Source organism: Peteryoungia rhizophila, from assembly GCF_004912145.1.
GTDB lineage: Bacteria > Pseudomonadota > Alphaproteobacteria > Rhizobiales > Rhizobiaceae > Allorhizobium > Allorhizobium rhizophilum.
The window spans coordinates 175,629-200,330 of the sequence record NZ_STGT01000006.1 but is presented as its reverse complement, the minus strand read 5'-3'; the positions used below and the strand labels follow the sequence as shown (position 1 = coordinate 200,330).

20 protein-coding genes are annotated in these 24,702 nt (G+C 61.6%); 3 read left to right on the top strand and 17 right to left on the bottom strand.

Going from position 1 to position 24,702, the window contains the following annotated elements:
- The first annotated feature begins 31 nt into the window (after positions 1-31).
- Together E9677_RS22150 and fghA are read left to right on the top strand one after the other, a co-directional pair.
- Positions 32-676, top strand: a complete 645-nt coding sequence (locus tag E9677_RS22150; RefSeq protein ID WP_136560231.1) for a DUF1345 domain-containing protein — start codon at positions 32-34, stop codon at positions 674-676.
- Between the two features lie 25 nt (positions 677-701).
- Positions 702-1,535 (top strand): S-formylglutathione hydrolase, encoded by an 834-nt coding sequence (fghA, locus tag E9677_RS22145; RefSeq protein WP_136560230.1) that lies wholly within the window; start codon positions 702-704, stop codon positions 1,533-1,535.
- 443 nt (positions 1,536-1,978) lie between these two features.
- Here fghA and E9677_RS22140 read toward each other — a convergent pair whose 3' ends face one another.
- The 9 genes from E9677_RS22140 to E9677_RS22100 all read right to left on the bottom strand — a co-directional run bounded on the left by E9677_RS22140 (position 1,979) and on the right by E9677_RS22100 (position 13,855).
- Complete coding sequence (locus E9677_RS22140) at positions 1,979-3,586, bottom strand: glycoside hydrolase family 43 protein (RefSeq protein WP_136560229.1); 1,608 nt, start codon at positions 3,584-3,586, stop codon at positions 1,979-1,981.
- Positions 3,587-3,784: 198 nt separating this feature from the next.
- Complete coding sequence (gene mgrA, locus E9677_RS22135) at positions 3,785-4,837, bottom strand: L-glyceraldehyde 3-phosphate reductase (RefSeq protein WP_136560228.1); 1,053 nt, start codon at positions 4,835-4,837, stop codon at positions 3,785-3,787.
- Positions 4,838-5,009: 172 nt separating this feature from the next.
- The gene (locus E9677_RS22130; protein ID WP_136560227.1) at positions 5,010-6,143 is read right to left on the bottom strand and encodes a Gfo/Idh/MocA family protein; all 1,134 of its coding nucleotides are present in this window, start codon (positions 6,141-6,143) and stop codon (positions 5,010-5,012) included.
- A 26-nt stretch (positions 6,144-6,169) separates the two neighbouring features.
- A complete protein-coding gene (locus E9677_RS22125) occupies positions 6,170-6,931 on the bottom strand; it encodes a sugar phosphate isomerase/epimerase family protein (protein WP_136560226.1) in 762 nt (253 codons plus the stop codon).
- A 63-nt stretch (positions 6,932-6,994) separates the two neighbouring features.
- Positions 6,995-9,454, bottom strand: a complete 2,460-nt coding sequence (locus tag E9677_RS22120; protein ID WP_136560225.1) for a beta-mannosidase — start codon at positions 9,452-9,454, stop codon at positions 6,995-6,997.
- Positions 9,455-9,517: 63 nt separating this feature from the next.
- On the bottom strand, positions 9,518-10,606 hold the full coding sequence (locus E9677_RS22115) for an ABC transporter ATP-binding protein (RefSeq protein WP_136560224.1): 1,089 nt from the start codon (positions 10,604-10,606) through the stop codon (positions 9,518-9,520).
- Between the two features lie 4 nt (positions 10,607-10,610).
- Positions 10,611-11,555: a carbohydrate ABC transporter permease gene (locus E9677_RS22110; RefSeq protein WP_136560223.1), complete on the bottom strand. Its 945-nt coding sequence runs from the start codon at positions 11,553-11,555 to the stop codon at positions 10,611-10,613.
- The gene (locus tag E9677_RS22105) at positions 11,548-12,450 is read right to left on the bottom strand and encodes a carbohydrate ABC transporter permease (RefSeq protein WP_136560222.1); all 903 of its coding nucleotides are present in this window, start codon (positions 12,448-12,450) and stop codon (positions 11,548-11,550) included. The genes E9677_RS22110 and E9677_RS22105 overlap by 8 nt, the downstream gene beginning before the upstream one ends.
- A gap of 169 nt (positions 12,451-12,619) precedes the next feature.
- Complete coding sequence (locus tag E9677_RS22100; RefSeq protein ID WP_136560221.1) at positions 12,620-13,855, bottom strand: ABC transporter substrate-binding protein; 1,236 nt, start codon at positions 13,853-13,855, stop codon at positions 12,620-12,622.
- A gap of 447 nt (positions 13,856-14,302) precedes the next feature.
- Here E9677_RS22100 and E9677_RS22095 point away from each other — a divergent pair, with 447 nt between their 5' ends.
- A complete protein-coding gene (locus E9677_RS22095; protein ID WP_235883067.1) occupies positions 14,303-15,334 on the top strand; it encodes a LacI family transcriptional regulator in 1,032 nt (343 codons plus the stop codon).
- A 49-nt stretch (positions 15,335-15,383) separates the two neighbouring features.
- Here the strand turns inward: E9677_RS22095 and E9677_RS22090 are convergent, their stop codons facing one another.
- The 8 genes from E9677_RS22090 to ccoP form a co-directional block, all read right to left on the bottom strand.
- The gene (locus E9677_RS22090; protein WP_136560220.1) at positions 15,384-16,553 is read right to left on the bottom strand and encodes a GGDEF domain-containing protein; all 1,170 of its coding nucleotides are present in this window, start codon (positions 16,551-16,553) and stop codon (positions 15,384-15,386) included.
- A gap of 132 nt (positions 16,554-16,685) precedes the next feature.
- On the bottom strand, positions 16,686-17,537 hold the full coding sequence (locus tag E9677_RS22085; RefSeq protein WP_136560219.1) for an MBL fold metallo-hydrolase: 852 nt from the start codon (positions 17,535-17,537) through the stop codon (positions 16,686-16,688).
- Between the two features lie 75 nt (positions 17,538-17,612).
- Positions 17,613-19,034: an NADP-dependent phosphogluconate dehydrogenase gene (gene gndA, locus E9677_RS22080; protein ID WP_136560218.1), complete on the bottom strand. Its 1,422-nt coding sequence runs from the start codon at positions 19,032-19,034 to the stop codon at positions 17,613-17,615.
- 96 nt (positions 19,035-19,130) lie between these two features.
- A complete protein-coding gene (gene ccoS / locus E9677_RS22075; RefSeq protein ID WP_136560217.1) occupies positions 19,131-19,286 on the bottom strand; it encodes a cbb3-type cytochrome oxidase assembly protein CcoS in 156 nt (51 codons plus the stop codon).
- Positions 19,283-21,592, bottom strand: a complete 2,310-nt coding sequence (locus E9677_RS22070; protein WP_136560216.1) for a cation-translocating P-type ATPase — start codon at positions 21,590-21,592, stop codon at positions 19,283-19,285. The genes ccoS and E9677_RS22070 overlap by 4 nt, the downstream gene beginning before the upstream one ends.
- Before the next feature lie 2 nt (positions 21,593-21,594).
- Positions 21,595-22,083: a FixH family protein gene (locus E9677_RS22065; protein ID WP_136560215.1), complete on the bottom strand. Its 489-nt coding sequence runs from the start codon at positions 22,081-22,083 to the stop codon at positions 21,595-21,597.
- On the bottom strand, positions 22,080-23,666 hold the full coding sequence (gene ccoG, locus E9677_RS22060; RefSeq protein WP_136560214.1) for a cytochrome c oxidase accessory protein CcoG: 1,587 nt from the start codon (positions 23,664-23,666) through the stop codon (positions 22,080-22,082). The genes E9677_RS22065 and ccoG overlap by 4 nt, the downstream gene beginning before the upstream one ends.
- Before the next feature lie 169 nt (positions 23,667-23,835).
- On the bottom strand, positions 23,836-24,702 hold the full coding sequence (ccoP, locus tag E9677_RS22055) for a cytochrome-c oxidase, cbb3-type subunit III (protein WP_136560213.1): 867 nt from the start codon (positions 24,700-24,702) through the stop codon (positions 23,836-23,838).

Sequence of the window (24,702 nt, the reverse complement as noted above, 5' to 3'; positions counted from 1 at the left end):
ACGGGACGGGCGCGACGCTTTGAATGCCCTCATGAATTCGGTGCTCGACCATCGCTATCGCTCTGTTTTGATCGCTGGCGCCCTGGCAATCGCCAGCTTGCCGCTGGTGCTCGTCTACGCGCCGCAAGTCGCGATCGAAGTGCCTGCCATTCTGTTCTTCACCGTCTATCTCGGGCTGGCCTTCCTGCGGCTGAGGCGCCTGACGCCTGCCTATCTGAAACAGCATGCAGATGTCGCGGACGCGCCGACCTTCATCATCCTGTCGGTCACCACGCTGGCGATCATCGTCGCCATCGGCGCACTCTTCCTCGCGCTCAACAGCCACGGCTCGGCAAATCCGGTGGAACTGCTTCTCGCCTTCGCCTCCGTCGTGCTCGGCTGGCTGACGATCCACACCATGGCGGCGATGCATCACGCCCATGTCTATTGGCGCCCATCGCGGACCCACGAAAACGGGCGGCGCGGCGGGCTCGATTTTCCCGGAACGCCGCAGCCCTGCGGCTACGACTTTCTCTACTTCTCGCTGGTGGTCGGCATGACGGCGCAGACGGCCGACGTCTCGATCACCTCGACGGCCATGCGCAAGCTCAACCTTTTGCATGCCACCGTCTCCTATTTCTTCAATGCCGTGCTCATCGCGGCCGCCGTCAATGCGGCGGTATCGCTCGCCGGCTGAACCTGTTCACAGAAGGAAAGCGCCGATGAACATTCTCTCCCAGAACACTGCCTTCGGCGGCATGCAGGGCGTCTTTTCGCACCAGTCCGAAGTGACCGGCACCGAGATGACCTTCGCCGTCTTCGTGCCGCCCCAGGCCACTCAGGAAAAGCGCCCCGTTCTCTGGTATCTCTCAGGGCTCACCTGCAGCCATGCCAACGTGATGGAAAAGGGTGAATATCGCCGCATGGCCGCCGAACTCGGCCTGATCGTGGTCTGCCCGGATACCAGCCCGCGCGGCAATGACGTGCCCGACGAACTGACCAACTGGAAGATGGGCAAGGGTGCGGGCATGTATCTCGACGCCACCGAAACACCCTGGGCCGAACACTACCAGATGTATTCCTACATTATCGAGGAACTCCCGGCGCTGATCGCCGAACAGTTCCGCGCCGACATGTCCCGCCAGGGCATTTTCGGCCACTCCATGGGCGGCCACGGCGCGATGACGATTGCGCTCAAGAACCCCGATCGCTTCAAGAGCTGCTCGGCCTTCGCCCCGATCGTCAATCCGCTAACCGCCGACTGGACGCAGGACGCGTTCGAGAAGTATCTCGGCGCCGACCGCGCGAAGTGGCGGGAGTATGATGCCTGCGCGCTGGTCGAGGACGGCGCGCGCTTCCCGGAATTCCTGATCGACCAGGGCAAGGCCGACAGCTTCCTGGAGACGGGTCTTGCGCCCTGGAAGTTCGAGGAGGCGGTGAAGGGCACGGATATCGGCCTGACGCTGCGCATGCATGAGCGCTATGACCACTCCTACTACTTCATCTCGACCTTCATGGAGGATCATTTGAAGTGGCATGCAGAGCGGCTGGGATAAGCGGCGCCTATGGTTGAACCCAAGAGAACGGCACAACGGGGTTGACGCAGAACAGACATTTGCTGCTGACGGCAGTAGGCCTTGCTGCGATAGCGTTCCTGTTGCCAAGAATTGGCATAGCCTCGAACGGTCTGGCTCTCGCTCTGTGGGGTGCAAACCTGTTCGTGAGTTATCTCGGCTACCGCAACGGGCATTATCGACCATTCTGGCTCATATGGGCTATCTTGACGGTCGTCGGCTTCATTCTCTTCGGCGTTACCAGTCCGCTCTCTCTGCTCATGGTGGCAATCGTCCTATTCGGATAATGATCCGTACAACACCCATTGCGGTGCCGTGATACTCGGGCCTGGCCCGAGCATCCGCTGCAGTTGAGTTGGATGAAGGCTCAGTAGATCCTCGGGACAAGCCCGAGGACGACGTTCGGGGAAAAGGTGCGCGCCGCCTTAGCCTCGCCGGTAGACGAACCGCTCGAAGTCTGCAGGTTTGCCCTGCCCCGTGATATCGAAGCAGAACATGCCGGCGAAGGCGCCGGTGAAGGAGCCGTGTTCGCCGAAGCCGCCTTCATCGGAGACGACGCCCGCATCGAGCACGGGGCCGATGGGCTGCCAGTCAACCTCACCCGCTAGGCGCCAGGAGAATTGCAGGTCGTTGTCGATGATCTCCATGGCGAGATCGATGGCGCCGTCGGGGATCGATTGGCCCATGCCGATTGGGAACTCGAGGCTGCCCGACGGATAGTCACCCGGGCAGGACAGGATGATCAGCGAGCGGCCGAGCTTTTCGTCCGTCGAGACCCCCAGCGCGTGGAACTTGTAACGATTGTAGTAATGGGTCAGGCCTGCGACCTGTTGGTAGGTGTCGGCGGTGAAGTCGAGGCGTGTTTCGACGCGGAAGCTGTGATGCTCCTGGCGGCGGGCAACGAGCGACTGTTCGAACCAGGAACCGATGCTTTCCCGACCGAAGAGGCGTAAGTGCCCTGCCCGCTCAGTCAGGCTGAAAAGGCGCTCCGGCTGCGGTGTGCGGAGCCATTGGAATTCCTTCGGTAAGTTCGGGCTGTCGAAGGTTCTGACGATCTCGACAGGCTCCTCGCGTTTTACTGCACCACCGGGGGCCGGAACCTCGACCGCCGGCACGACACCGCCCTGTTCGAGATAAAGCCAGCCATCGTCCTTCCAGACGCATTTCTGCAGGCCCGTTTCGCGACCCAGCGTGCAGCGGCGCTTCGGCGCCATCGGCCGGCCGCAGAGATGGGTGTGGTAGAATTGGCCATCGGGCGTCTCGACATATTGCCCGTGGCCGGCGCGTTGCAGAACGGCGTCCGGGTCATCCTTCGAGGTGATGAGATGCGTGTTCGGATGCATCTCGTAGGGACCGTCGATCGACCGCGACCGTGCCATGGTCACGACATGGTCGTAGCCTGTGCCGCCCTCCGCAGTGGTGAGATAATACCAGCCGTTGCGCTTGAAGACATGCGGCCCCTCGACCAGCCCCTGCCTGCTGCCCTCGAAAATGTTCCTGATCGGGCCGGTGAGCGTCTTCGTCTTCGGGTCCCATTCCTGCAGCAGGATGCCGTCGAATTTGGCATGGCCGATGGTGTTGCGCGCCTCGGGACGATGGTTCCAATGCATGTTGAGGAACCACTTGCGGCCGTCATCGTCATGGAAGAGCGAGGGGTCGAAACCGGAGGAATTGACATAGATGGGGTCGGACCAGGGGCCTTCGATCGCAGGCGCCGTAACGATGTAGTTGTGCGCATCCTTGAACGATCCCTCGAAGCGTTTGACGTCGGTATAGACGAGCCAGAACAAGCCACCTGCATAGGACAGGCATGGCGCCCAGACGCCGCAGCTGTCGGGATTGCCGCGCATGTCGAGCTGGCTTTTCCGGTTGAGCGGGCGGCAGACGAGCTCCCAGTTGGCGAGATCACGCGAATGGTGGATCTGCACGCCCGGAAACCATTCAAAGGTGGAGGTGGCGATATAGTAGTCGTCGCCCACGCGGCAGATCGACGGGTCCGGATTGAAACCCGGCAGGATGGGGTTGATGATCATGGCGTGTGGTTCCTCCGTGATTACCTCTCCCCCTGCGGGAGAGGAAGAAAAATCAGGGTCTTAGCCGAAGCCTCAAGCCCTAGATTCTTCAGGAGAGGGGCTGCCCGACTGACAAGCCCCTCTCTTGGGATTTCTAGCACTTAGCTCACGCTAAGCTGCTGAAATCCCGTTCTCCCCCGCAAGGGGGGAGATGGGTTTCTACTTCTTCTTCCGCGGCGGGCCCTTGCGTTCGGCAGAGGCCGCCCAGAGGTTGATGTCGGCGTCCTTGGCGAAGACGTCGATTTCGGCGAGCTCTTCCGCTGTGAAATCAGGCGTCTCGATCGCCTTGACGCAATCCTCGACCTGGCTCGGCTTCGACGCGCCGATCAGGGCGGTGGTGATGTGGCCACCGCGCAGCACCCAGGACAGCGCCATCTGCGCCAGCGTCTGGCCGCGCTTCTCGGCAATCTTGTTGAGACCCCGGATATTCTCGATGTTGCGGTCGTTGAGGAAACCAGGATCGAGCGACTTGTCCTGCGCCGCGCGGGCGCCCTCCGGAATGCCGTTCAAATATTTGGACGTCAGCATGCCCTGGGCGAGCGGCGAAAACACGATCGAGCCGACGCCGAGGTCTTCGAGCGTGTCGATCAGGCCATCCTCTTCGATCCAGCGGTTGATCATCGAATAGCTCGGCTGATGGATAAGCAGCGGTGTGCCGAGGCTCTTCAGAATGGCATGGGCTTCGCGGGTGCGCTTGGAATTGTACGAGGAAATCCCGACATATTGAGCCCTGCCCGACCGGACGATGTGGTCGAGTGCGCCGCAGGTTTCTTCGAGCGGCGTATCGGGATCGAAGCGGTGCGAATAAAAGATGTCGACATAGTCGAGGCCCATGCGCTTCAGGCTCTGGTCGCAGGAGGCGATCAGATATTTGCGGCTGCCCCACTCGCCGTAAGGACCGGGCCACATGTTGTAGCCGGCCTTGGACGAGATAATCAGCTCGTCGCGAAGCCCATGAAAATCGGTCTTGAGGATTTCGCCGAAGGCTTCTTCCGCGGAGCCGGCCGGCGGGCCGTAATTGTTGGCGAGGTCGAAATGGGTGATGCCGAGGTCGAAGGCCTTGCGGCAGATCGCCTGCTTGGTGGCATGCGGCGTGTCATTGCCGAAATTGTGCCAGAGGCCGAGCGAGATCGCCGGCAGTTTCAGCCCGCTCTTGCCGCAGCGATTATAGGTCATCCGCTCATAGCGGTTTTCGGCGGGGGTATAGGTCATGGATGGTTGTCTCCCGGGAGGTCTGTTGAGCGATGCTGCCCCTCATCCGGCTGCCGCCACCTTCTCCCCGCAAACGGGGAGAAGGCCGATGCGGCGGCCGCGTGCCCCCTTCTCCCCGCCTGCGGGGAGAAGGTCCCGGCAGCGGGATGAGGGGGAGACAACATCACTCCTCTTATCTAAGCAGAGCCTGCGCTTCGTCGATACCCAGTGCCGCCGGTTGAGTGCAGGTTGTCGACAGAGTTACGAATTCACCCGTCTCACCCGACTTCAGGATCGACACCATGACATCGACGCCGTGCAGGGTGCGGTCGAGCGAGCAGCGGGCATCGCGACCTTCGAGGATCGCGACCGCCATGTCCGCGAGCCCCGCCGTGCGGTAGTTGGCACGCGGACCTTGCGGGCTTTCCTGGTTGTTGCGACCGAAGGGATGGTCCCAGGCTTCGAGCGGCTGGATATCCTTGTTGCGGCCCGAGGCCTCGACGACACCGCCGAAGAAGTTCGGATCCGGCACGTAGAGCGAGCCGTCGGTACCGTAGAGTTCGGTATTGGCGTGGCGGTGGCTCCAGACATCCCAGCTGGCAGACAGCGTGATGGTCGCGCCGTTCTGGAATTCCAGGAGCGCGTGGATGTTGGTGGGGGTTTTGACCGGGATCGTTTCGCCACTGCGCGGCTGGCTGGTGATGGTGCGGGTCTCGTTCGCCATGGAGGTCAAGGCCGCCACGCGCTTCACCGGGCCGATCAGGTTGATCAGATTGGCGATGTAGTAAGGGCCGAGGTCAAGGATCGGGCCACCGCCGGGCAGGAAGAAGAAGTCCGGGTTCGGATGCCACATCTCCATGCCGGGGCTCATGACATGGCAGGTGCCCGAGGTGACGCGGCCGATGCCGCCCTTGTCGATATAGGCACGCGCCAGCTGGTGTGCACCGCCGAGGAAGGTGTCCGGCGCGCAGCCGACCGAGAGGCCCTTGGCCTTTGCAGTCGCACGCAGGTCTTCGCCCTGTTCGAGCGAGAGCACCAGCGGCTTTTCCGAATAGACGTGCTTGCCGGCTTCGAGGATCTGTTTCGACACCGGATAATGCGCATCCGGGATCGTCAGGTTGACGACGATGTCGACCTCGTCATTGGCGAGAAGTTCGTCGATCGTCTGCGCCTTGACGCCGTATTCCTCGGCACGCAGCTGCGCTGCATTCATGTTGATGTCTGCGCAGGCGACGACCTTCAGGCCGCGAAATAGCGGCGCCAGCGAGAAGTAGGTGGTGGAGATATTGCCGCATCCGATGATGCCGACGCCGAGTTCGCGTGCCATGGGGATATCCTGCTTCTGCGATGGGTTCAGTAGGTGTTGAAGGCGGCAATCGAGCGGGTGATCAGCCGGTCGATATCCTTGGGATTGTCGTGTTCTACGACGAAATGCTTGACGCGGGTGCTCTTCAGCGCCGCGATCAGGCCCTTCCAATCGACCGTGCCGTGGCCCACATCGGCCCAGCCATCCTCGTCGGTATTCTCGCCGGCAGGCGCGATGTCCTTCACGTGCACGGCGCTGATGCGTTTGCCGTAGCTTTCAATCCAGGCGAAGGGATCGGCCTTGCCGCGGATGACCCAGGCGATATCGGCTTCCCAGTCGAGTTCGGGACCGCCGGCGAAGATCTGTTCCTGCGGGGTGGAGCCGTCCGGTAGCGCCACGAATTCGAAGTCGTGATTGTGCCAGCCGAAGACGAGGCCGGCGTCGCGCAGCGGCTTGCCGGCAGCCTGCAGGCGCTGGCCAAAAGCGAACCAGCCGCTCGCATCCGTCGGACGCTGGTCGGGCATCAAATAGGGGCAGTAAATCGCCTCGATGCTGAGCGTCTTAGCGATCTTGATCACACGGGACGGATCGTTCTCGATCATGTCGAGGCCGAAATGGGCGGTCGGCATGGCCAGGCTGTTGTCATCAAGCTCCTTGCGGAAGGCGTCGAGTTCGCCATCGGCAAGCGAGGCATAGAGGGCGCCGTAGCCTTCGACCTCACTGTAACCGGCGGCCTGGAGTTTCGGATAGATGCCGCTGAAGGGCTGGAAATTGCGGGCGCTGTAAAGCTGAAAGCCGAGTTTGGTCATGGGGGTAGTCTCCTCCTCGTTTTTCCCTGGATCGGGCGCCCAGGGCCTTATTGGTATCGCCTGTCAGTCCACCGACTGGCAGGTGTAGAGATCGTAGATGCGGAAGTCCGGCACGTTGCCTGCGGGCAGCACGGCCTCCGGTTTGAAGGTGATGCGGCGGCTCTCTCCTGCCGAGAGGTCGAAGGCGTTATCGGAATAACGGCCGGGGGTTGCGCTTTCGAGCATGACGAAGAGTGCCAAGCCCTGGGACGTGACCGTCACCTCGAACGCACCGTCGCCGGTTGGGGAAACGGAGATATCCAGACGGGACGGTTCCAGGTCGAGGGCCTTGTAGGTGCCGTTGATGAAATGCCCCTCCCCGGTCATGCCGTTCGAAACCGTGAAGCTCCAGGCAAGCAGGCCATCGGCCGGGATCTCGCTGGCATCGAGGGTAACAAGCACGTCGGCGGCGTCAGGACCGCAATCGCCCTGCACACTTTTGAGCGGAATGCGCTCCCCCGACAACGTCAGGACGAAAAGGTTGGCGTCGATCGTAACGGTATCGAGCGTATCGTTGACCATGGAGAGCACAATGCTGCTACCGTCTTCGGACGGAATGGCGGCAACCGCGACCGGCTGGAAGAAGCGACGCACCATGTAATGCATCGCCTTCCAGCTGCCGCCGTAATCGAGACTGGACCAGGAGGCGACCGGCCAGGTGTCGTTGAGCTGCCAGTAAACAGTGCCCATGCAATGGGGCTTGAGCGACCGCCAGTATTCGACGGCCGTCTTGATGGCAAGGCCCTGCTGGATCTGGCTCAGATAGACGAAGTTGGCGAAATCCTTGGGGAATCGGAAATAGCGGAACATCGTGCCCGCGATCCGCTCGTTTCCGCCGGCATTCTTCTGGTGCAACTCGATCACCGGCGAGGCGATGTTCATGTCGGCCTTGTCGGCAAAGCTCTCTATGACCGGCAGCGAGGTATAGGACTGGAAGCCGAATTCCGAGCAGAAGCGTGGTTTGACGGTTCGGTAATTATCGAAACTCTTATTCTCGTGCCAGACCGACCAGTAATGCATGTCGCCGGAGCCGTCGGCATGCCAAGCATCGGCGTAGTCGAGATAGCCAGAAGCCGGGCTCGACGGCCACCAGATTCCTTGCGGGAATGACTTCTTCACGCCCTGCTCGATGGTGCGATTGAGGCGGTCATAGGCGACGAGATAGCGGTCGCGGTTGTCGCGGGATTCCGGGAACCAGGTGAGCGCCCCGACGAGTTCGTTGTCGCCGCACCATATGACGATCGAGGCGTGACTGGAGAGCCGCTTGACCTGATACTCGACTTCGTGCGCGACGTTGTCGAGGAAGTCTTCGGTGCAGGGGTAAAGGTTGCAGGCGAACATGAAATCCTGCCAGACCATCAGGCCGAGCCGGTCGCAGAGGTCGTAGAACCAGTCGGCCTCGTAGAAACCACCACCCCAGATGCGGATCATGTTCATATGCGCGGCGACGGCGGAATTCAGGAGATCAGTCGTCTTCTCTTGCGACGAGCGGGAGAAGAGCGCATCCGCCGGGATCCAGTTGGCACCACGGCAGAAGATTTCGCGGCCATTGACCTTGAGCGCAAAGCGGCTGCCGGCCTCGTCCGGATCGGTGATCAGTTCGACTGTGCGCAGACCGATCTGGCGCGTGACGGTTTCGGTCGGCAGGTCAACGGTCAGCGTATACAGCGCCTGCTCGCCGGAACCAGCCGGCCACCAGAGGCGCGGGCTCTCGATCTCGAAGACATGCACGACCTTGGTCTCACCGGCGGAGATGCCGACATCGAGACGCACGCGTTCGCCGTCCAGGTCGAAATGAACGGGCACGACGGCCGGCTCAACGGAGTGGATCGTAGCGGTAACCTTGAGCTCGACGCGACCATCAGCGTGATGGACCTGCTCGGTTTCCACATGCTCGATGCGCGCCGGATCGAGCTTTTTCAGCGACAGCGTGCCGTAGATCCCGAGCGGCGCGATCGCGATGTTCCAGTCCCAGCCGAAATGGCATTGCGGCTTGCGCAGCATATTGCCGTTGGGGATCGGCGAATTGGCCGTGGAATAGGGAATGTAGAAGGGCTGGCGCGCCTGCCGCTCGGCGCCGGCCGTGATGCTCGAATGGAAGAGGATACGGATCGTGTTTTCGCCCGGCTGCAGCGCGTGGCTGACATCGGGGCGATAGCGGCGGAAGCAGTTGTCGGCGGATAGCACCGGGATATCGTTGACGAACACGACGGCCACTGTGTCGAGATAGTCGATGTCGAGATACCAACTGCCGGAAATATCCGGGATCACGACGCTCCGCTCAATCGACCAGTCGCGTTCGGCGACCCACTGCACGACTTCCTCGTTGCGGCCGAAATAGGGATCGGGGATCAGACCAGCCGCATGGAGAGCCGAATGCACGTCACCGGGCAGCGTGATCGCCGCCTCGTGTGCGCCATCGACGCAAGCGAGATGCCATTCGCCGTGAAGATCGATGACGCCGCCGTTTGCACTCTCAGTCATGATACTCGTCCTGCAGAAGAAAAAGGCGCCCCGGTCACAGCCCGGGGCGCAGGGGGGAACATGTCAGATGCGCTCTTCGGTCTGCGCATCGAAGAGCGAGGCCACTTCCATGTCGAAGCCGAGGCGCACCTTGGCGCCCGGTGCATAACGGCGCGTGCCGCTGATGCGGACCGACATGGTATGACCGGCATGCTTGAGCCAGAGCAGGTTGTCGGCACCCATGGGCTCCTCGATGTCGACCACCGCCTCGTGCAATTCCGCGATGCCGTTTTCCTCATCGACCTTGATATGCTCCGGCCGGACACCGAGCACGACCTTGCGGCCACCAGCAAGCGGCTCCTCCGAGCGATACCCCTTCACCGAGAACAGCACATCATGGGTGCGGAAGAAGATCTCGCCGCCCTCATTGACGAGGTCGCCATGCAGGAAGTTCATCGACGGCGAACCGATGAAGCCGGCGACGAAGAGGTTTCTCGGCTGGTTGTAGATCGTATTCGGATCGGCGAGCTGCTGGATCTCGCCGCTCTTCATGATCGCGATTCGGTCGGCAAGCGTCAGCGCCTCGATCTGGTCGTGGGTGACGTAGATCATCGTGTTCTTGAGATTATGGTGCAGGCGCTTGATCTCGACGCGCAGTTCCGAACGAAGCTTGGCATCGAGGTTGGAGAGCGGCTCGTCGAACAGGAAGACATCGACGTCGCGCACCAGTGCTCGGCCGATGGCGACGCGCTGCCGCTGACCACCCGAGAGTGCCGAGGGTTTGCGGTCGAGCAATGGCCCGATCTGCAGGATGTCGGCGGCCCGCTGGACACGCTTTTCGATCTCGTCCTTCGGCATCTTGGCGACCTGCAGGCCGAAGGAGAGGTTTTTCTTCACCGACATCTGCGGATAAAGCGCATAGGACTGGAACACCATCCCGATGCCGCGGTCCTTGGGCTCTTCCCAGGTCACGTTCTTGCCCTTGATGAAGATCTGACCGTCGGTCGGCTCGAGCAGACCTGCGATGCAGTTGAGCAGCGTGGACTTGCCGCAGCCGGATGAGCCGAGGAGAACGATGAACTCACCATCGACGATGTCGAGATTGAGGTTTTCCAACACCTTGACGGCGCCGAAGCTCAACGAGAGGTCCTTGATCGATACACTGTGCGACATGAGCTTAACCCTTGACTGCGCCGGCGGCGATACCCCGGACGAAGAGACGTCCGGAAACGAAGTAGACGAACAGCGGCACGGCGCCGGTGAGCAATGTTGCGGCCATGTTGACGTTGTATTCCTTCACGCCCTGGACCGAATTGACGATGTTGTTGAGCTGCACGGTCATCGGGTAATATTCCGGCCGGGTGAAGACCACGCCGAACAGGAAGTCGTTCCAGATGCCGGTGATCTGCAGGATCATCGCAACGACGAAGATCGGCAGCGACATCGGCAGCATGATCCGGAAGTAAATCTGCCAGAAGCCTGCCCCATCGATGCGCGCGGCCTTGAACAGCTCTTCCGGCAGCGAGGTAAAGTAGTTGCGGAAGAGCAGCGTCAGGATCGGCATGCCGAAGATGGTGTGCACGAGCACGAGACCGGTCAGCGTGCCGTAGATGCCCATTTCCCGGAGCACGATGACGATCGGATAGATCATCACCTGGTAGGGAATGAAGGCGCCGATGATGAGAATTGTGAAGAACAGCTCCGCACCCTTGAAGCGCCAGTTGGCCAGCGCATAGCCGTTCACCGAGGCGATCAAGATCGAGATCAGCGTCGAGGGAACGGTGATGCGAACCGAGTTCCAGAAGCCGCGTGACAAACCATCGCAATTGAGGCCGGTACAGGCGGTCGCCCAGGCCTTGACCCAGGGTTCGAAGGTGATCTCCATCGGCGGCGAAAAGATATTGCCCAGACGGATCTCCGGCATTCCTTTGAGCGAGGTGACGATCATTACGTAGAGAGGGATCAGATAATAGATCGCAAAGAAGATCAGCGATCCATAGAGCATGATGTTGCGACCCGAGAAGGTGCGCTTCGGCTTGGCCCCGCGTGGGCCCGACCCGACATGATCGGAAACGGCGTCGAAACCGGCGGCAGTGGTGTTGAGGGAACCGGGATTAGCCACGCTTCTTTCCTCCGAATTCGAGATAGGCCCAGGGGATGATGATGATCGCGACCGTCAGCAGCATCATGGTCGATGCAGCGAAGCCCTGGCCGAGATTCTGTGCCTGGAACATGTAGTCGTAGACGTATTTCGCCGGCACTTCGGATGCGATGCCGGGACCGCCGCTGGTCTGGGCGACGACCAGGTCGTAGAGACGGACGATGCCAGACGTGATGATGACGAGCGTGGTGATGAAGACCGGGCGCATCATCGGGATGATGATGAAGAGATATGTCTTCCACATCGGAATGCCGTCGACGCGCGAGGCCTTCCAGATATCCTCGTCGATGCCGCGAAGACCGGCCAGCAGCAGGCACATCACAAGACCCGTTCCCTGCCAGAGGCCGGCGATCAAGATGCCGTAGATGACGATCTCGGAATTGTAGAGCGGATTGAAGGTGAAGGTTTCCCAACCCAGCGACCGCACGATCGACTGCACCCCGAAATCAGGGTTGAGGATCCATTGCCAGATGAGGCCGGTGACGATGAAGGACAGCGCGAAAGGATAGAGGAAGATCGTCCGGAACGCGTTCTCGAAGCGGATCTTCTGGTCCATCAGGGCTGCGAGCAGGAAACCGATCACGATCGAAAAGACCAGCGACAGAAGGCCGTAGATCGCCAGGTTCTGGATCGAGATGATCCATCGCGGCGCGTCCCAGAGGCGCTCATATTGCTCGAAGCCGACGAAATTGGCGCGGGGCAGAAGCCGCGAATTGGTGAAGGAATAGACGACCGTCCAGATGGTACCACCCAGGAAGATGACCATCGCGGTCAGAACCATGGGTATGGATGCAATCTTGGCATTCAGATTGCGAAACAGTTTGTTGGGTCGACCGGCATGGGCTTGGCGTGCCATGGGTCCGTCTCCTCGTCCTGGACACGGGAGAAGTCGCGCACCGATCCGACTGCGCGACAGCACAGATAGGATCGTTGAAACGCCCTGCGGCAATCCGCATTCCCGGTCGAAGTTGGCAAGTCACCGACCGGGGCTGAAGCCCCGGCCGGATTGGTGTCAACCAGTCACATCAGTCGGCGGATGCGATGATGTCGGCGAAGCGCTTCTGCGCGTCTTCGACGGTCATGGACGCATTGGCGAAGAACTCCGAGAAGAGGTCTTCCTTCTGCTTCTGGCTGTCTGCCGAAAGCAGCTGGTCGGTGCCCTGGATCACATTGCCCTTGGCGAGGATCTCCAGACCCTTCTTCATGCAGTCGTTGGCAGCGGCGAGATCGACGTCACCGCGCACCGGCAGAGAACCCTTCTTCAGGTTGAACGCGACCTGCGTTGCGGGTGCGACCAGGGTCGCTGCCAGAACGTCCTGTGCAGCGGACTTTTCTTCGTCATCGAGAACGGGGAAGTAGAACGCGTCACCACCGGTCGAGATGATCTCGTTCACGCCGAGGCCCGGAAGGCAGGTATAGTCCTTGCCGGCAACCTGGTTCGCCAGAGCGAATTCGCCCTGCGCCCAGTCACCCATGATCTGACCGCCGGCCTTGCCGGTGATGACCAGATTGGTTGCCTGGTTCCAATCCTGGACGTTCGAGCCCTTGGACATCTTGCGGGCATCGTCGGCGGCCTTGAAGACCTTGGCGATCTCGGGTCCGGCTGCGACGTCCGCATCCTTTTCCTTGAACACCTTCTCGAAGGTTTCCTTGCCGGCGATCGCGACCATCAGCACGTCGAAGGCACCGGCCGACTGCCAGGGCTGGCCGCCGACGGCGAGCGGAATAATCCCCTTGGCTTCGAGAGCGGGTGCGGCTGCGACGAATTCGTCCCAGTTCTTCGGCACCGCGACGCCCGCACTTTCAAATGCTGCGTTCGAAAGCCACAGCCACTGCCAGGAGTGGATGTTGACCGGGGCGCAATAGACCTTGCCGTCGATCGTGCAGCTTTCGAGCAGGCTTGCCGGCTTGATGATGTCCTTCCAGCCTTCCTTCTCGGCGACAGCCGTCAGGTCCTTCATCAGGCCGGCTTCGGCGAGTTCCTCGGCCTGGCGGCCGTGGTTGAACTGGGTTGCAGCCATCGGATCACCACCGGTGATACGGCTGATCATGATCGGGCGGGCAGTACCGCCGGATCCGGCGATGGCGCCATCGACCCACTTGTTGCCGGTGGCATCGAATGCCTTGGCAAGCTCGGCGACGGCTGCGGCTTCGCCGCCAGATGTCCACCAATGGGTCACTTCGAGATCGGTGGCGTGCGCCGCTGCGAACGGCATGACGACGGTTGCGGCCAAAGCTGCCGCGAAGCTACGGTAATTCATGAGTCTCCTCCCTCACTGAAACGTTGCCGGAAAAACTTATGTCAAAGATTTTTGGAGCGCAACCTACTCGATTGTAAATTTTCTGTTGCAACACCGATTCAGCGCTGGCGTGCAGCGGAGCGCCGTCTCTCAAATCGCTTTGGAAAAGTCATATATTGCGCAGCAACATCGCTTGTATCGTTGCAGTGACCGTACCTTAGGCTGAAATGGAGAATTTAATGCTGCAATTGCGAGATCTAGCCGAAGCCGCGATCGGACAGGCGGGGAAAACCCGGCCAATCACCTCAGGGTTGCATCCCTTCGCAGCGCAGCATGGAAAAAGGCTCGACAAAACACCTGTATCGTTTCAGATTTTCGTTTCAGCGCGCCGGGAGGGGGTGCCGGGCAAACTGTTTGCAGGCAGATGAAAGCTCACTATAAGCGAGACTTTCGAAGTGCGGGGACGACATGGCAGATCAGCAGGGCAGCGGACTGATGGACCGTCCAGGGGCGACGAAGGAGCGACCGACGCTCAAGACCATCGCCTTCATGACAGGTCTCGGCATTACCACCGTCTCGCGGGCATTGAAGGACGCGCCGGACATTGGTGCAGAGACCAAGGAACGCGTGCGCATGGTCGCCCGGCAGCTGGGTTACCAGCCGAACCGCGCAGGTGTTCGCCTGCGGACGGGCAAGACCAATGTCATTGCGCTAGTGCTGGGCATAGACGAGGAGATCCTCGGCTTTGCCAATCAGATGGTCGTCGGCATTTCCGAGGTCTTGGCCGGCACTCCCTATCACATCGTCGTAACGCCGCATGTTCACAGCAAGGATCCGATGCTGCCGGTGCGTTACATCCTGGAGACGGGATCGGCCGATGGCGTGATCATCTCGCGAACCGAACCCGATGACGCCCGCGTCCGGTTGCTGATGGAACAGAACATGCCCTTCGCGACCCATGGCCGCACCAATATGGGCGTCCAGCACCCGTTTCACGATTTCGATAACGAGGCTTTCGCCTATGCCGCGGTCGAGCGGCTGGTCCAGCGGGGGCGCAGGCGCATCGCGCTCCTGCCGCCACCGGCCAAGCTCACTTACTACCAGCATACGTTCGACGGGTTCATGCGGGGCCTGAAATCCTTCGGTGCCGAGGAAGTGCCGGTACACATCAATATCGACGCCTCGCTGGAGCAGATCCGCGCGACGATCCAGGATCTGATGAGCGGACCGGACGCACCGGATGGCATCATCTCGTCATCCGGCAGCAGCGGGATCGCCGCCAATGCCGGGATCGAGGCCGCAGGCAAGCGTGTCGGTCGCGAGCTGGACCTCGTCGCCAAGCAGAGCACGCCGATCCTCAACTGGATCCGCCCGGAAATCATTGCCGTCTATGAGGACGTGCGCCAGACCGGCCGAGAACTCGCCAAGGCCGTGATCGCCCGCATCGACGGTGTCGACGCGGAACTTCTGCAGAGCGTCAGCAAGCCCCGCTGGGAATAGGACCGGGAGAGCTGAGCTCCCTCGGCTTTTCCGTTGTCATCGCGAAAGATCAGGCGAAAGACGGCCGCTGGCCATCGGTCCAGACGACGACGGAGTTGCGGCCATTGACCTTGGCCGTATGCAGTGCCGCGTCGGCCCGCTTCAGGAGTTCATCCGCCGTCACCTGCATGGCGCCATGAGCGACGCCGACGCTGACCGTGACCGGCACGAGTTCCTCGTCGAGGAAGAACATCTGCTGTTCCACGCTGTCGTGGATGATGTGGGCGAGTTTCTCCGCTTCCTCGACCTTGCAGAAGGGCACATAGGCTGCGAATTCCGCACCGGCGAGGCGACCGAGCAGCGCGTGTTCCGGCAGTTCCCGCAGGATGATCTCCGCGCAATTCTTCAGCACCTCGTCTCCGCCGGAATGGCCAAACCGATCATTGATGCGCTTCACATGGTCAACATCGACATAGAGGAAAGCACCCTCCCCGCGCACCTTGGTCGAGAGCGTCTGCAGCATGTCGAGAAAGGTGAATCGGTTGGCGAGACCGGTGAGCGAATCCGTGGCACTCGCCCACCGCGTCTCGACGACGAGACGGTCGCGCAACAGAAGCAGGAAGGAAAGCGGCGCAACAATGGACTGCAGGAAGACCGCGAGCACCGCAGGCGCGGTCCAGAAAGGCAGCCCAGCCGAGACACCGTCCTGTGGCACGGGCGCAATGAAGGTGGCGAGCCCGGCCAAAAACAGAAGTCCGGCCTGCAGCGAGAACCAGATACGGGCAGCCCGCCGGTTGGCCAGATGCTCTTCGCGCTCCGAGATCCTATGCTCCCACGCGATCAGGGCCGAATAGAGCGCCCCGAGCATGGACAGGAACAGAATGCGGGCATTGGCATCCTGCTCGAAAACCGGAGCGGATGCTGTGAGTACGAAGAAGAGGCCAGGACCGGCAATGGCCAGGCGCAGGTCGAACTTCCTGTGATCGAAGAGCCTCAAGCCCTGCCAGCCAAACGCTGCCGCGAGCAGCAGATAACTCTCGGCGAAGGACGTACCGATGAAATAGCTGTCGCTGACGAGCCCCAGGAAGGCACCGAGCGAGCCCGCGCCCGCACCGACCGCCCAGAGCACGAATTCGATGCGATCCGGATCCTCGCGCCAGTGGCGAAGGAAGACGACGGCGAATACGGCAAGAACGGCGAAGCTGACCAGGTAGACCGTTTGAATATCGATGGAAAACATCAGAAAAGCCTGAAATTCGAGCGGTTTAATTAACTATCGCGCCACGCTAGGCCCCACCTCTTAACTCCGTGATAAGACAAGAATTAGAATTTTAACCACTCAGAAAGCGACTGGCGGACTGGTGCGACTTGTTCACAGGGAAATGGTGAGCCCATCACGACCGACCACGACCTCACCAGCGAAGATGGGCGTGACCGCCGCACGCCAGTGCTGTTCGGTAAAGGCAGGGTCATCGGCCGGAATGAGATGGTTGAGCACCAGCATGCCCACGCCTGCCTCCTGCGCGATGCCGGCAGCATCTGCCGCGAAACTATGCGAGGCAACGAGATGCTCGCGCAGGCGGCTGCCGTTTCCCGTGCGCCTGACGATGCTGTCCAGCCCCTCCGGAAGCATGGCCTCGTGCACCAGAATGTCGGCATGGTGGGCGAAGTCGGCAAGCGGCGGGAATGGCGCGGTATCGGCCGAAAAAACCACCGTCTTGCCGGAGCCCGAGACCTTCAGCGCGAAGCAATCCGTGACAGGCGGATGATCGACCCGCAACGCTTCGACCTCGAGGTCGCCATCTTGGAGGACTATTCCGGGGCCGTATTCGGTCACGGTGACGAGCGACGCGAGGTCCGGACGTCCCTCGTCGGCGATCCGCGTTTCGATGTCATAGGCGAGCGAGGCGAGGAAGCCTGTCCAGACGGCGTGGGTGCCCGGCGGACCGTAGACAGTCACCGGATGGTCGAGCCCGGTCGTCCACGCGGTATGGATCAGTGGACCAAGCTCCAGCACGTGATCCGAATGCAGATGAGTGATGAAGATGAGGTCGAGTTCCTTCAGCGACATGCCCGTCTCGACGAGACCGCGCGAAACGCCGAGCCCGCAATCGATCACCATGCGGCGTCCGGAGAGCGTCAGCAGCATAGAGGTCGGATTGGGTCCGCCCGGGCGGATGGCCGGCCCGCCCTTGGTGCCGAGAAGCGTGAGCGCATGGGTCATGGTGAGCCTCCGAAAGAAGTGAGGCCCGACATCGCGGGATATCGGGCCTCGGTCAGAATGTGGCTTACACGGCGCTCAGAACTGGCCGGCCCAGGGACCGTGATGCAAGTCCTTGCCGTCGAGCCGATCGAAGCCATGGGCACCGAAGAAGTCTCGCTGCGCCTGGATGAGGTTCGCCGTGCCACGGCCGCGACGATAGGTGTCGAAGTAGGAGAGCGCAGAGGCGATCGCCGGAACCGGAAGGCCCGAGAGTGCGGCATGGGCAACGACGCGGCGCAGCGCCCCGTCGGTTTCCTTGACCATGGCGGCGAAGGCCGGCGTCACGACGAGGTTCGGCACGTTCGGATCCTTGGTGAAGGCCGAGGTGATCTCGTCGAGGAACTGCGAGCGGATGATGCAGCCGGCGCGCCAGATGCGCGCAATCGTCGGCATGGGCAGCGACCAGCCGAAATCCTCCGAAGCGGACGACATGACCGCAAAGCCTTGCGCATAGGCCGCGATCTTGGCGGCGAGCAATGCATTCTCGAGATCGGCGATGAAGGCGGCCTTGTCCTTGGGGGTCTCTGCGAGGGCCGGCAGACCGAAGAGCTTTTCGGCGGCCAGACGCTCTTCGCGCAGCGACGACAGCACGCGACCGGAAACGGCCGCTTCGATGCCGGAGGCGGCAACCGCGAGGTTCTGCGCTTCAATGGCGGACCACTTGCCGGTGCCCTTCTGGCCGGCGGCGTCGACGATGACATCGACCATCGGCTTGCCGGTTTCGGGATCGGTGGCCTTAAGTACCTTTTCGGTGATCTCGATGAGGTAGGAGTTGAGGCGGCCCTTGTTCCACTGGCCAAAAATCTCGCCGATTTCGGCGGCCGACATGTTCAGACCGTCGCGCAGGATGCCGTAGATCTCGGCGATCATCTGCATGTCGGCATATTCGATGCCGTTGTGGATCGTCTTGACGAAGTGACCGGCGCCGTCGGTGCCGAGCCAGGCAACGCAAGGGTCGTCGTTGAACTTGGCAGCGATCGAGGTGAGCACAGGCTCGACGCGCTTCCAGCTTTCCTCAGTGCCACCGACCATGATCGAGGGACCGTGACGGGCACCCTCTTCACCGCCGGATACACCCATGCCGATGAAGGTGAAGCCGGTCCCGGCGAGCTTTTCGAAGCGTGCGACGGTGTCGCGGAAGTTGGCATTGCCGGCATCGATCATGATGTCGTTCTGCGCGAGATGCGGCATCAGCGCCGCCATCTGCTGGTCGACGGCCTCACCGGCCTTGATCATGATGATGATCGGGCGCGGCGGACGGATGGCAGCGACGAATTCTTCGATCGTATGGCAACCGATGATTTGGCCGGCCAGGTCGCCGGCCTCGGCAAGGAATTCGTCCGTACGCGCCGGCGTGCGATTGAAGACCGCGATCCGATTGCCCTTTTCGGCAATGTTGAGCGCCAGATTGGAGCCCATGACTCCGAGACCGATCAGTCCGATTTCCGCTTGCTGCACGATGTAGCCTCCGCATGCAAATTTTTGGATGCGGCTTTCTCGCATCCGCGAAGGCATGCGGCAAGAGCGAAGTTTGACCGTTCGGTAAACGCTGTATCAAGCGTCGGGCTTGTCGTCGCTCTCCGAAATGACCCGCCAGGCGGCACCGTCGAGGTCCTCGTACTGCCCGCTTTTCAGCGACCAGAGGAAGGCGAACAGGCCGAGACCGCCGAGGAAGAGCGCAATCGGGATGAGGTAGATCAGCATGTTCATGCGGCGATCCTCGCATTGTCAGGGGCACCTGCCGGGACCGTCACGGCACTCTTCCTCGCCAGTGCATTCTCGTCCAGCGCAAGCCGGTTGAGGCGCAGCGCATTGGCGACAACAATGATCGACGAGGTCGACATGGCAACAGCCGCGATCAGCGGCGTGGCATAACCGAGGAGCGCAATCGGAACGGCAATCACGTTGTAGCCGATGGCGAGCACGAAGTTTTCGCGGATCAGCCGACCGGCACGACGCGAAGCCTCGATCGCAAACGGCACGGCTTCGAGCCCGTCGCGCATGAAGACAAAGTCTGCGGCCTGGCGGCCGACATCGGCGGCGGTGGCGGGTGCCATCGAGACATGCGCTGACGAGAGCGCCGGGGCGTCATTGATGCCGTCGCCGACCATCAGCACGCGGCGGCCACGGGCAGATGCTTCTGCGCAGGATTCCGCCTTCTCGCGCGGCGTGAGACCCGCGCTCCAATTATCGATGCCCAGATCGGCGGCGAGCTTGGCGACGACGGGCGCGCGGTCACCCGAGAGGATGCCGAGATCGAGGCCGGCCTGTTTCAGAGCCTCGATCGAGGAGCGGGCACGGGGCCGCAGCATATCCTCGAACAGGAAGGTGGCGCGTTCAAAGCCGTCGAGCGAGAGGACGACTTCGGAATAGGGCTTGTCACTCGCAACAACGGTATCAGCCACGCAGGCGAAGCGACGATTGCCGAGGCGCCAGACGCCCTCCTCCGTTTCCGCCTCGACACCGGCACCCGGGACTTCGCGAACGGTGTCGAAACCGCGCGGCTGGCCGCCATAGGCGGCCCAGAGTGCCCGAGACAGCGGGTGACGGGAGTGAGCGGCGAGGCCGGCGGCGACGGCAAAGCCGACCGGTTCGATCTTGGCTGCATCGACAAGACGCGGACGCCCAAGCGTCAGCGTGCCGGTCTTGTCGAAGGCGACGGCCTCGATCTCGGCGAGACGCTCCATGGCAGATCCGTCCTTGACCATGACGCCCGCCTTGAACAGGCGGCCAGCGGCGACGACCTGGACGACCGGCACAGCAAGGCCGAGTGCACAGGGGCAGGTGATGATGAGAACGGCGATCGCGACCATCATCGCGTGTTTCCAGTCGCCATCATAGAGGCCCCAACCGATGAAGGCGGTGATGGCCAGCAAGTGCACGGCCGGCGAATAATATTGGGCCGCACGGTCGGCAATCCGGCGATAACGCGCCCTGCCCCCTTCGGCAGCTTCCATGAGGTGGATGATTTCGGAGAGGAACGAATTCCGAGCCGTGGCAGTCGCGCGCACGGTAAGCGAGCCCGTGAGGCTGAGCGTGCCGGCCTGGACTTCTGAACCCGGCCGGACCGAAACCGGCGCGCTTTCGCCGTTGACGATCGACATGTCGAGATCACTCTCGCCGGAGACGACGAGGCCATCAACCGGGATACGGTCGCCAGCGGCTATGACCACCTGGTCACCGACGCGGATTTCATCGACGGCGCGATATTCACGCGATCCGTCGATCCCTAGCACCATGGCACCGCGCGGATTGAGGCGGGCGAGCCCGCTGATCGCCGAGCGCGCCCTGTCCCGCATAATGTGGTCGAGCGTGCGCCCGATCAGCAGGAAGAAAAGCAGCGACGCCGTCGCGTCGAAATAGGCGTGTTCACCGTGATGGATGGTTTCCCAGAGCGAGGCGAAATAGGAGAGCGTGATGCCGATCGCGATCGGCACATCCATGTTGGTGCGGCCGTGTTTCAGCGCGTTCCAGGCGGACTCGTAGAAGAAGCGACCGGCATAGATGAGCGCCGGTGCGGCGATCATCGCCGAGATCCAGTGGAAGAGATCGCGAGTCGAGGCTTCCGCCCCGGACCAGACGGAAACGGACAAGAGCATGATGTTGGTGGCGGCGAAGCCCGAGACGGCGACCGCCCGGATCAACTTGTTGCGCAGCGCGTCCGAGGCTTCCTCGGCCGCCGTGAAGAGATGGGCGGAATAGCCGGTCGAGGCAATGGCGCGCGCGAGATTGACCGGGTCGGTTTCCACACCATCGACGGCTTCCTTCCAGACGACGGAAACGCGCTTGGTCGAGAGGTTGACGCGGGCCCGCTCGACTTCCGGCAAGGCTTTCAGCACGCCCTCTACTGTCGAAATGCAGGTGCCGCAATGGACTGCGGGCACGCTCATGTCGACCTGCCAGAGGCCGGGCCCGACCGCACGGCTGCAGAGCTTTAGCTCTTCCGCCGACGGCAGGGAGACCCCTGCCCGCTCCAGGTCGAGGGCGCCTTCAGTGCCTGCTGCGCAACAACTCATCGTCATTCTCCCGAAACGGCAATCCGTTTGGCCTCATGCATGATCATCTTGCCGTCCTTGGTCGCCTGCATCTCGACGATCCAGCTGCCGGGAAGGATGGCCTTGTCTGCGAGATAGAGACCGTCACCGGCCGGTGTCAGCTGCAGTTCGAAATCCTGGGCAGTGCCGACCGGACGCTTGAAATGGGCAGTGACTGCGTCGGCGACGACCGGCGTGTTTTCCGGCAGGGTCAGACGGTAGCGCATGCCCTTGCCATCGACCTGGAGATCGCCGGCGATGCCGGTCGCCAGCATGTCGCGGATGGCGGCCGTCTTGCCGTTGAACTGCTGGCTGGCGACATAGGTGTTCTTCACCACCAGACCGCTCCAGGTGGACGTCGCGAGATAGGCCATGGTGAAGTTAACCGTGATGATCGTGCCGAAGAAGGCCAGCATGATCGCCAGCATGTGCCAGCCGGTGAAGGTAAAGGGTTTCTTGGCTTGAGTGCTCATTTCCTGGCTCCCGGTCCCATGAAGACTGCATCATACACGTCCCGCTCGTCGCTGCCCGCATCCTTGGCGACGAACTGGAACTCCTGGTTGGCGTCGGTGACCTTGTCACCGGCAAGCGTGACGAAGACCTTCAGCGTGGTGGCTTCGTCCGGCTCCACCGAGACGGTGAACAGGCGGGCGGGCGACTGGCTGATGCCATTGATCTTCATGGTCGCATCCGGCAGGCCCTCCAGGGACACCTCGATATCGCGTGGAACGGCGATCATGTTGAGGATGCGGATCGTATAGCCATTGCGGATCGACCCGTCGGATTCGAGCACATACTGTGGATTGCGGTCGTGCAAGACATTGAGTTCCAGACGGTCGCGAGCGAGTAGGGCGATGAGCATGCCGATGCCGACGGCGGTCCACACTGCCATGTAGAGGAGCGTGCGAGCGCGGAAGATCACCCGCCAGTCGAAATGACGGATCTTGTCGGAGAAACTGCCATCGGCATTGCGCACCTTCTTCGGATCGATCGCGGTCGCGCCGCCATTGGTCGCAAGCGCCATGTTCGTCTGGTATTCGTCGAGCGTGGCATAAGCGATAAGGCCGCGCGGCTTGCCGACCTTATCCATGACGCCGTCGCAGGCGTCGATGCAAAGCGCACAGGTGATACATTCGAGCTGCTGACCGTCGCGGATATCGATGCCCATGGGACAGACGGCGACGCAGGCATTGCAGTCGACGCAATCGCCGACCGATTCGCCTGATGCAACCGCCTTCTTGGCATGGCGGGTCCGCGGCTCGCCGCGCCAGTCATTATAGGTGACGACCAGGGAGTTCTCGTCGAGCATGGCGGCCTGAATACGCGGCCAGGGGCACATGTAGATGCAGACCTGTTCGCGCATCAGGCCACCGAAGACGTAAGTGGTAGCGGTCAGGATGGCGACGGTGATATAGGCGACCGGAGCAGCGTTGCCGGTGAGAAAATCCATGGCAAGCGAAGGCGCATCGGCGAAATAGAATATCCAGGCACCCCCCGTCAGGACCCCGATCAGGATCCAGGTCGCGTGTTTGCTCACACGCTTCCGGATCTTGTCAAAGCTCCAGGGAGCCGATTCGAGCTTGATGCGGGCGTTGCGGTCGCCCTCGATGAAACGCTCGACGACGAGGAAGAGATCGACCCAGACCGTCTGCGGACAGGTATAGCCGCACCAGGCACGGCCGACGGCCGAGGTGACGAGAAACAGGCCGAACCCGGCCATGACGAGCAGGCCTGCGACGAAAAAGAATTCCTGCGGCCAGATCTCGATGAAGAAGAAATAGAAGCGCCGATGCGCGATGTCGATCAGCACGGCCTGGTCTGGCGCGAATTCGCCACGATCCCAGCGGAGCCAAGGCGTGAGGTAATAAATGCCGAGCGTGATCGCCATGATGATCCACTTGAAACGGCGGAACACTCCTTCGGCACGCTTGGGAAAGATCTTCTTACGAGCTTCATAGAGCGGACCCCGGCTCTTGGCCGACATCACGGCCTCGGCATCGAGTCTCTCGACCTCTGGCGCGTCCGGTGCTCGGTGTGGCTCGGAAAGTATGTTCATGGGACGAGAACCTTCTTCTGATGCTCGCCTTGTCCCATCTCGCAGACCAGCTCGCCTTGACTTAAGTCAAGCAGCGGCGAAGCGTCGCAACACATAGCGCCACCCCTATGCGTGAACAAAAAAGGCCGCATCCGGAGATGCGGCCTGTAGTCTGGCAGCAAGGCAAAGCTTATTCGCCGCCGCCCAGCTGGTGCACGTAGACGGTCAGCTGCTTGACGGTGGTGTCGCCGAGGCGAGCGGCCCATCCCGGCATCGCGCCATGGCGCGGCTGGCGGATCTGGGCTGCGATCTGCGCCTCGCCATCGACTTTCAGCCAGATGGCATCCGCAAGGTTCGGCGCGCCGAAGTCGCGATTGCCCTTGGCGTCGTCACCGTGGCAGGAGGCGCAGTTGTCCGCATAGAGCTGCTTGCCCGGCTCGACCATGGCGACATCAAGTGGCGTGCCTGTCAGGCTGACGACATAGGATGCGACCTGTTTGATCTGCTCGGCCTCGAGCATGTCGGCAAAGGCCGGCATTTCGGAGAACCGGGTGTCGGGATCCTGGTCGTAGCGAATTCCGTGGGCAATCGACGTGTGGATTGCTTCCAGATCACCGCCCCACAGCCAGTCGTCGTCGTTGAGGTTGGGATAACCGGCTCCGCCGGCAGCCCCCGAACCATGGCAAGGCGAGCAGTTGACCTTGAAGGCGGCAGCGCCACCGGCAACGGCAAACTGGGTCAGTTCCTTGTCGGCGACGATCTGGTCGAGCGGCAAGGCTGCGATCTTGTCGAGGTAGACGGACTGAGCCGATTTCGCTGCGGTCAATTCCGCCACGACTTCCGCACGACTGGAATAGCCGAGCAAACCCTTGGTGTTCTCGGTCAGAAGCGGCCAGGCGGGATACATGACCGTGTACCCGATGGCCCAGACGATGGTCGCGTAGAAGGTATAGACCCACCAGCGCGGCATCGGATTGTTCAACTCGCGAATGCCGTCCCATTCATGGCCGGTGGTCTCGACGCCGCTGATCTCGTCGATGTGTTTCTTGTCTGCCAT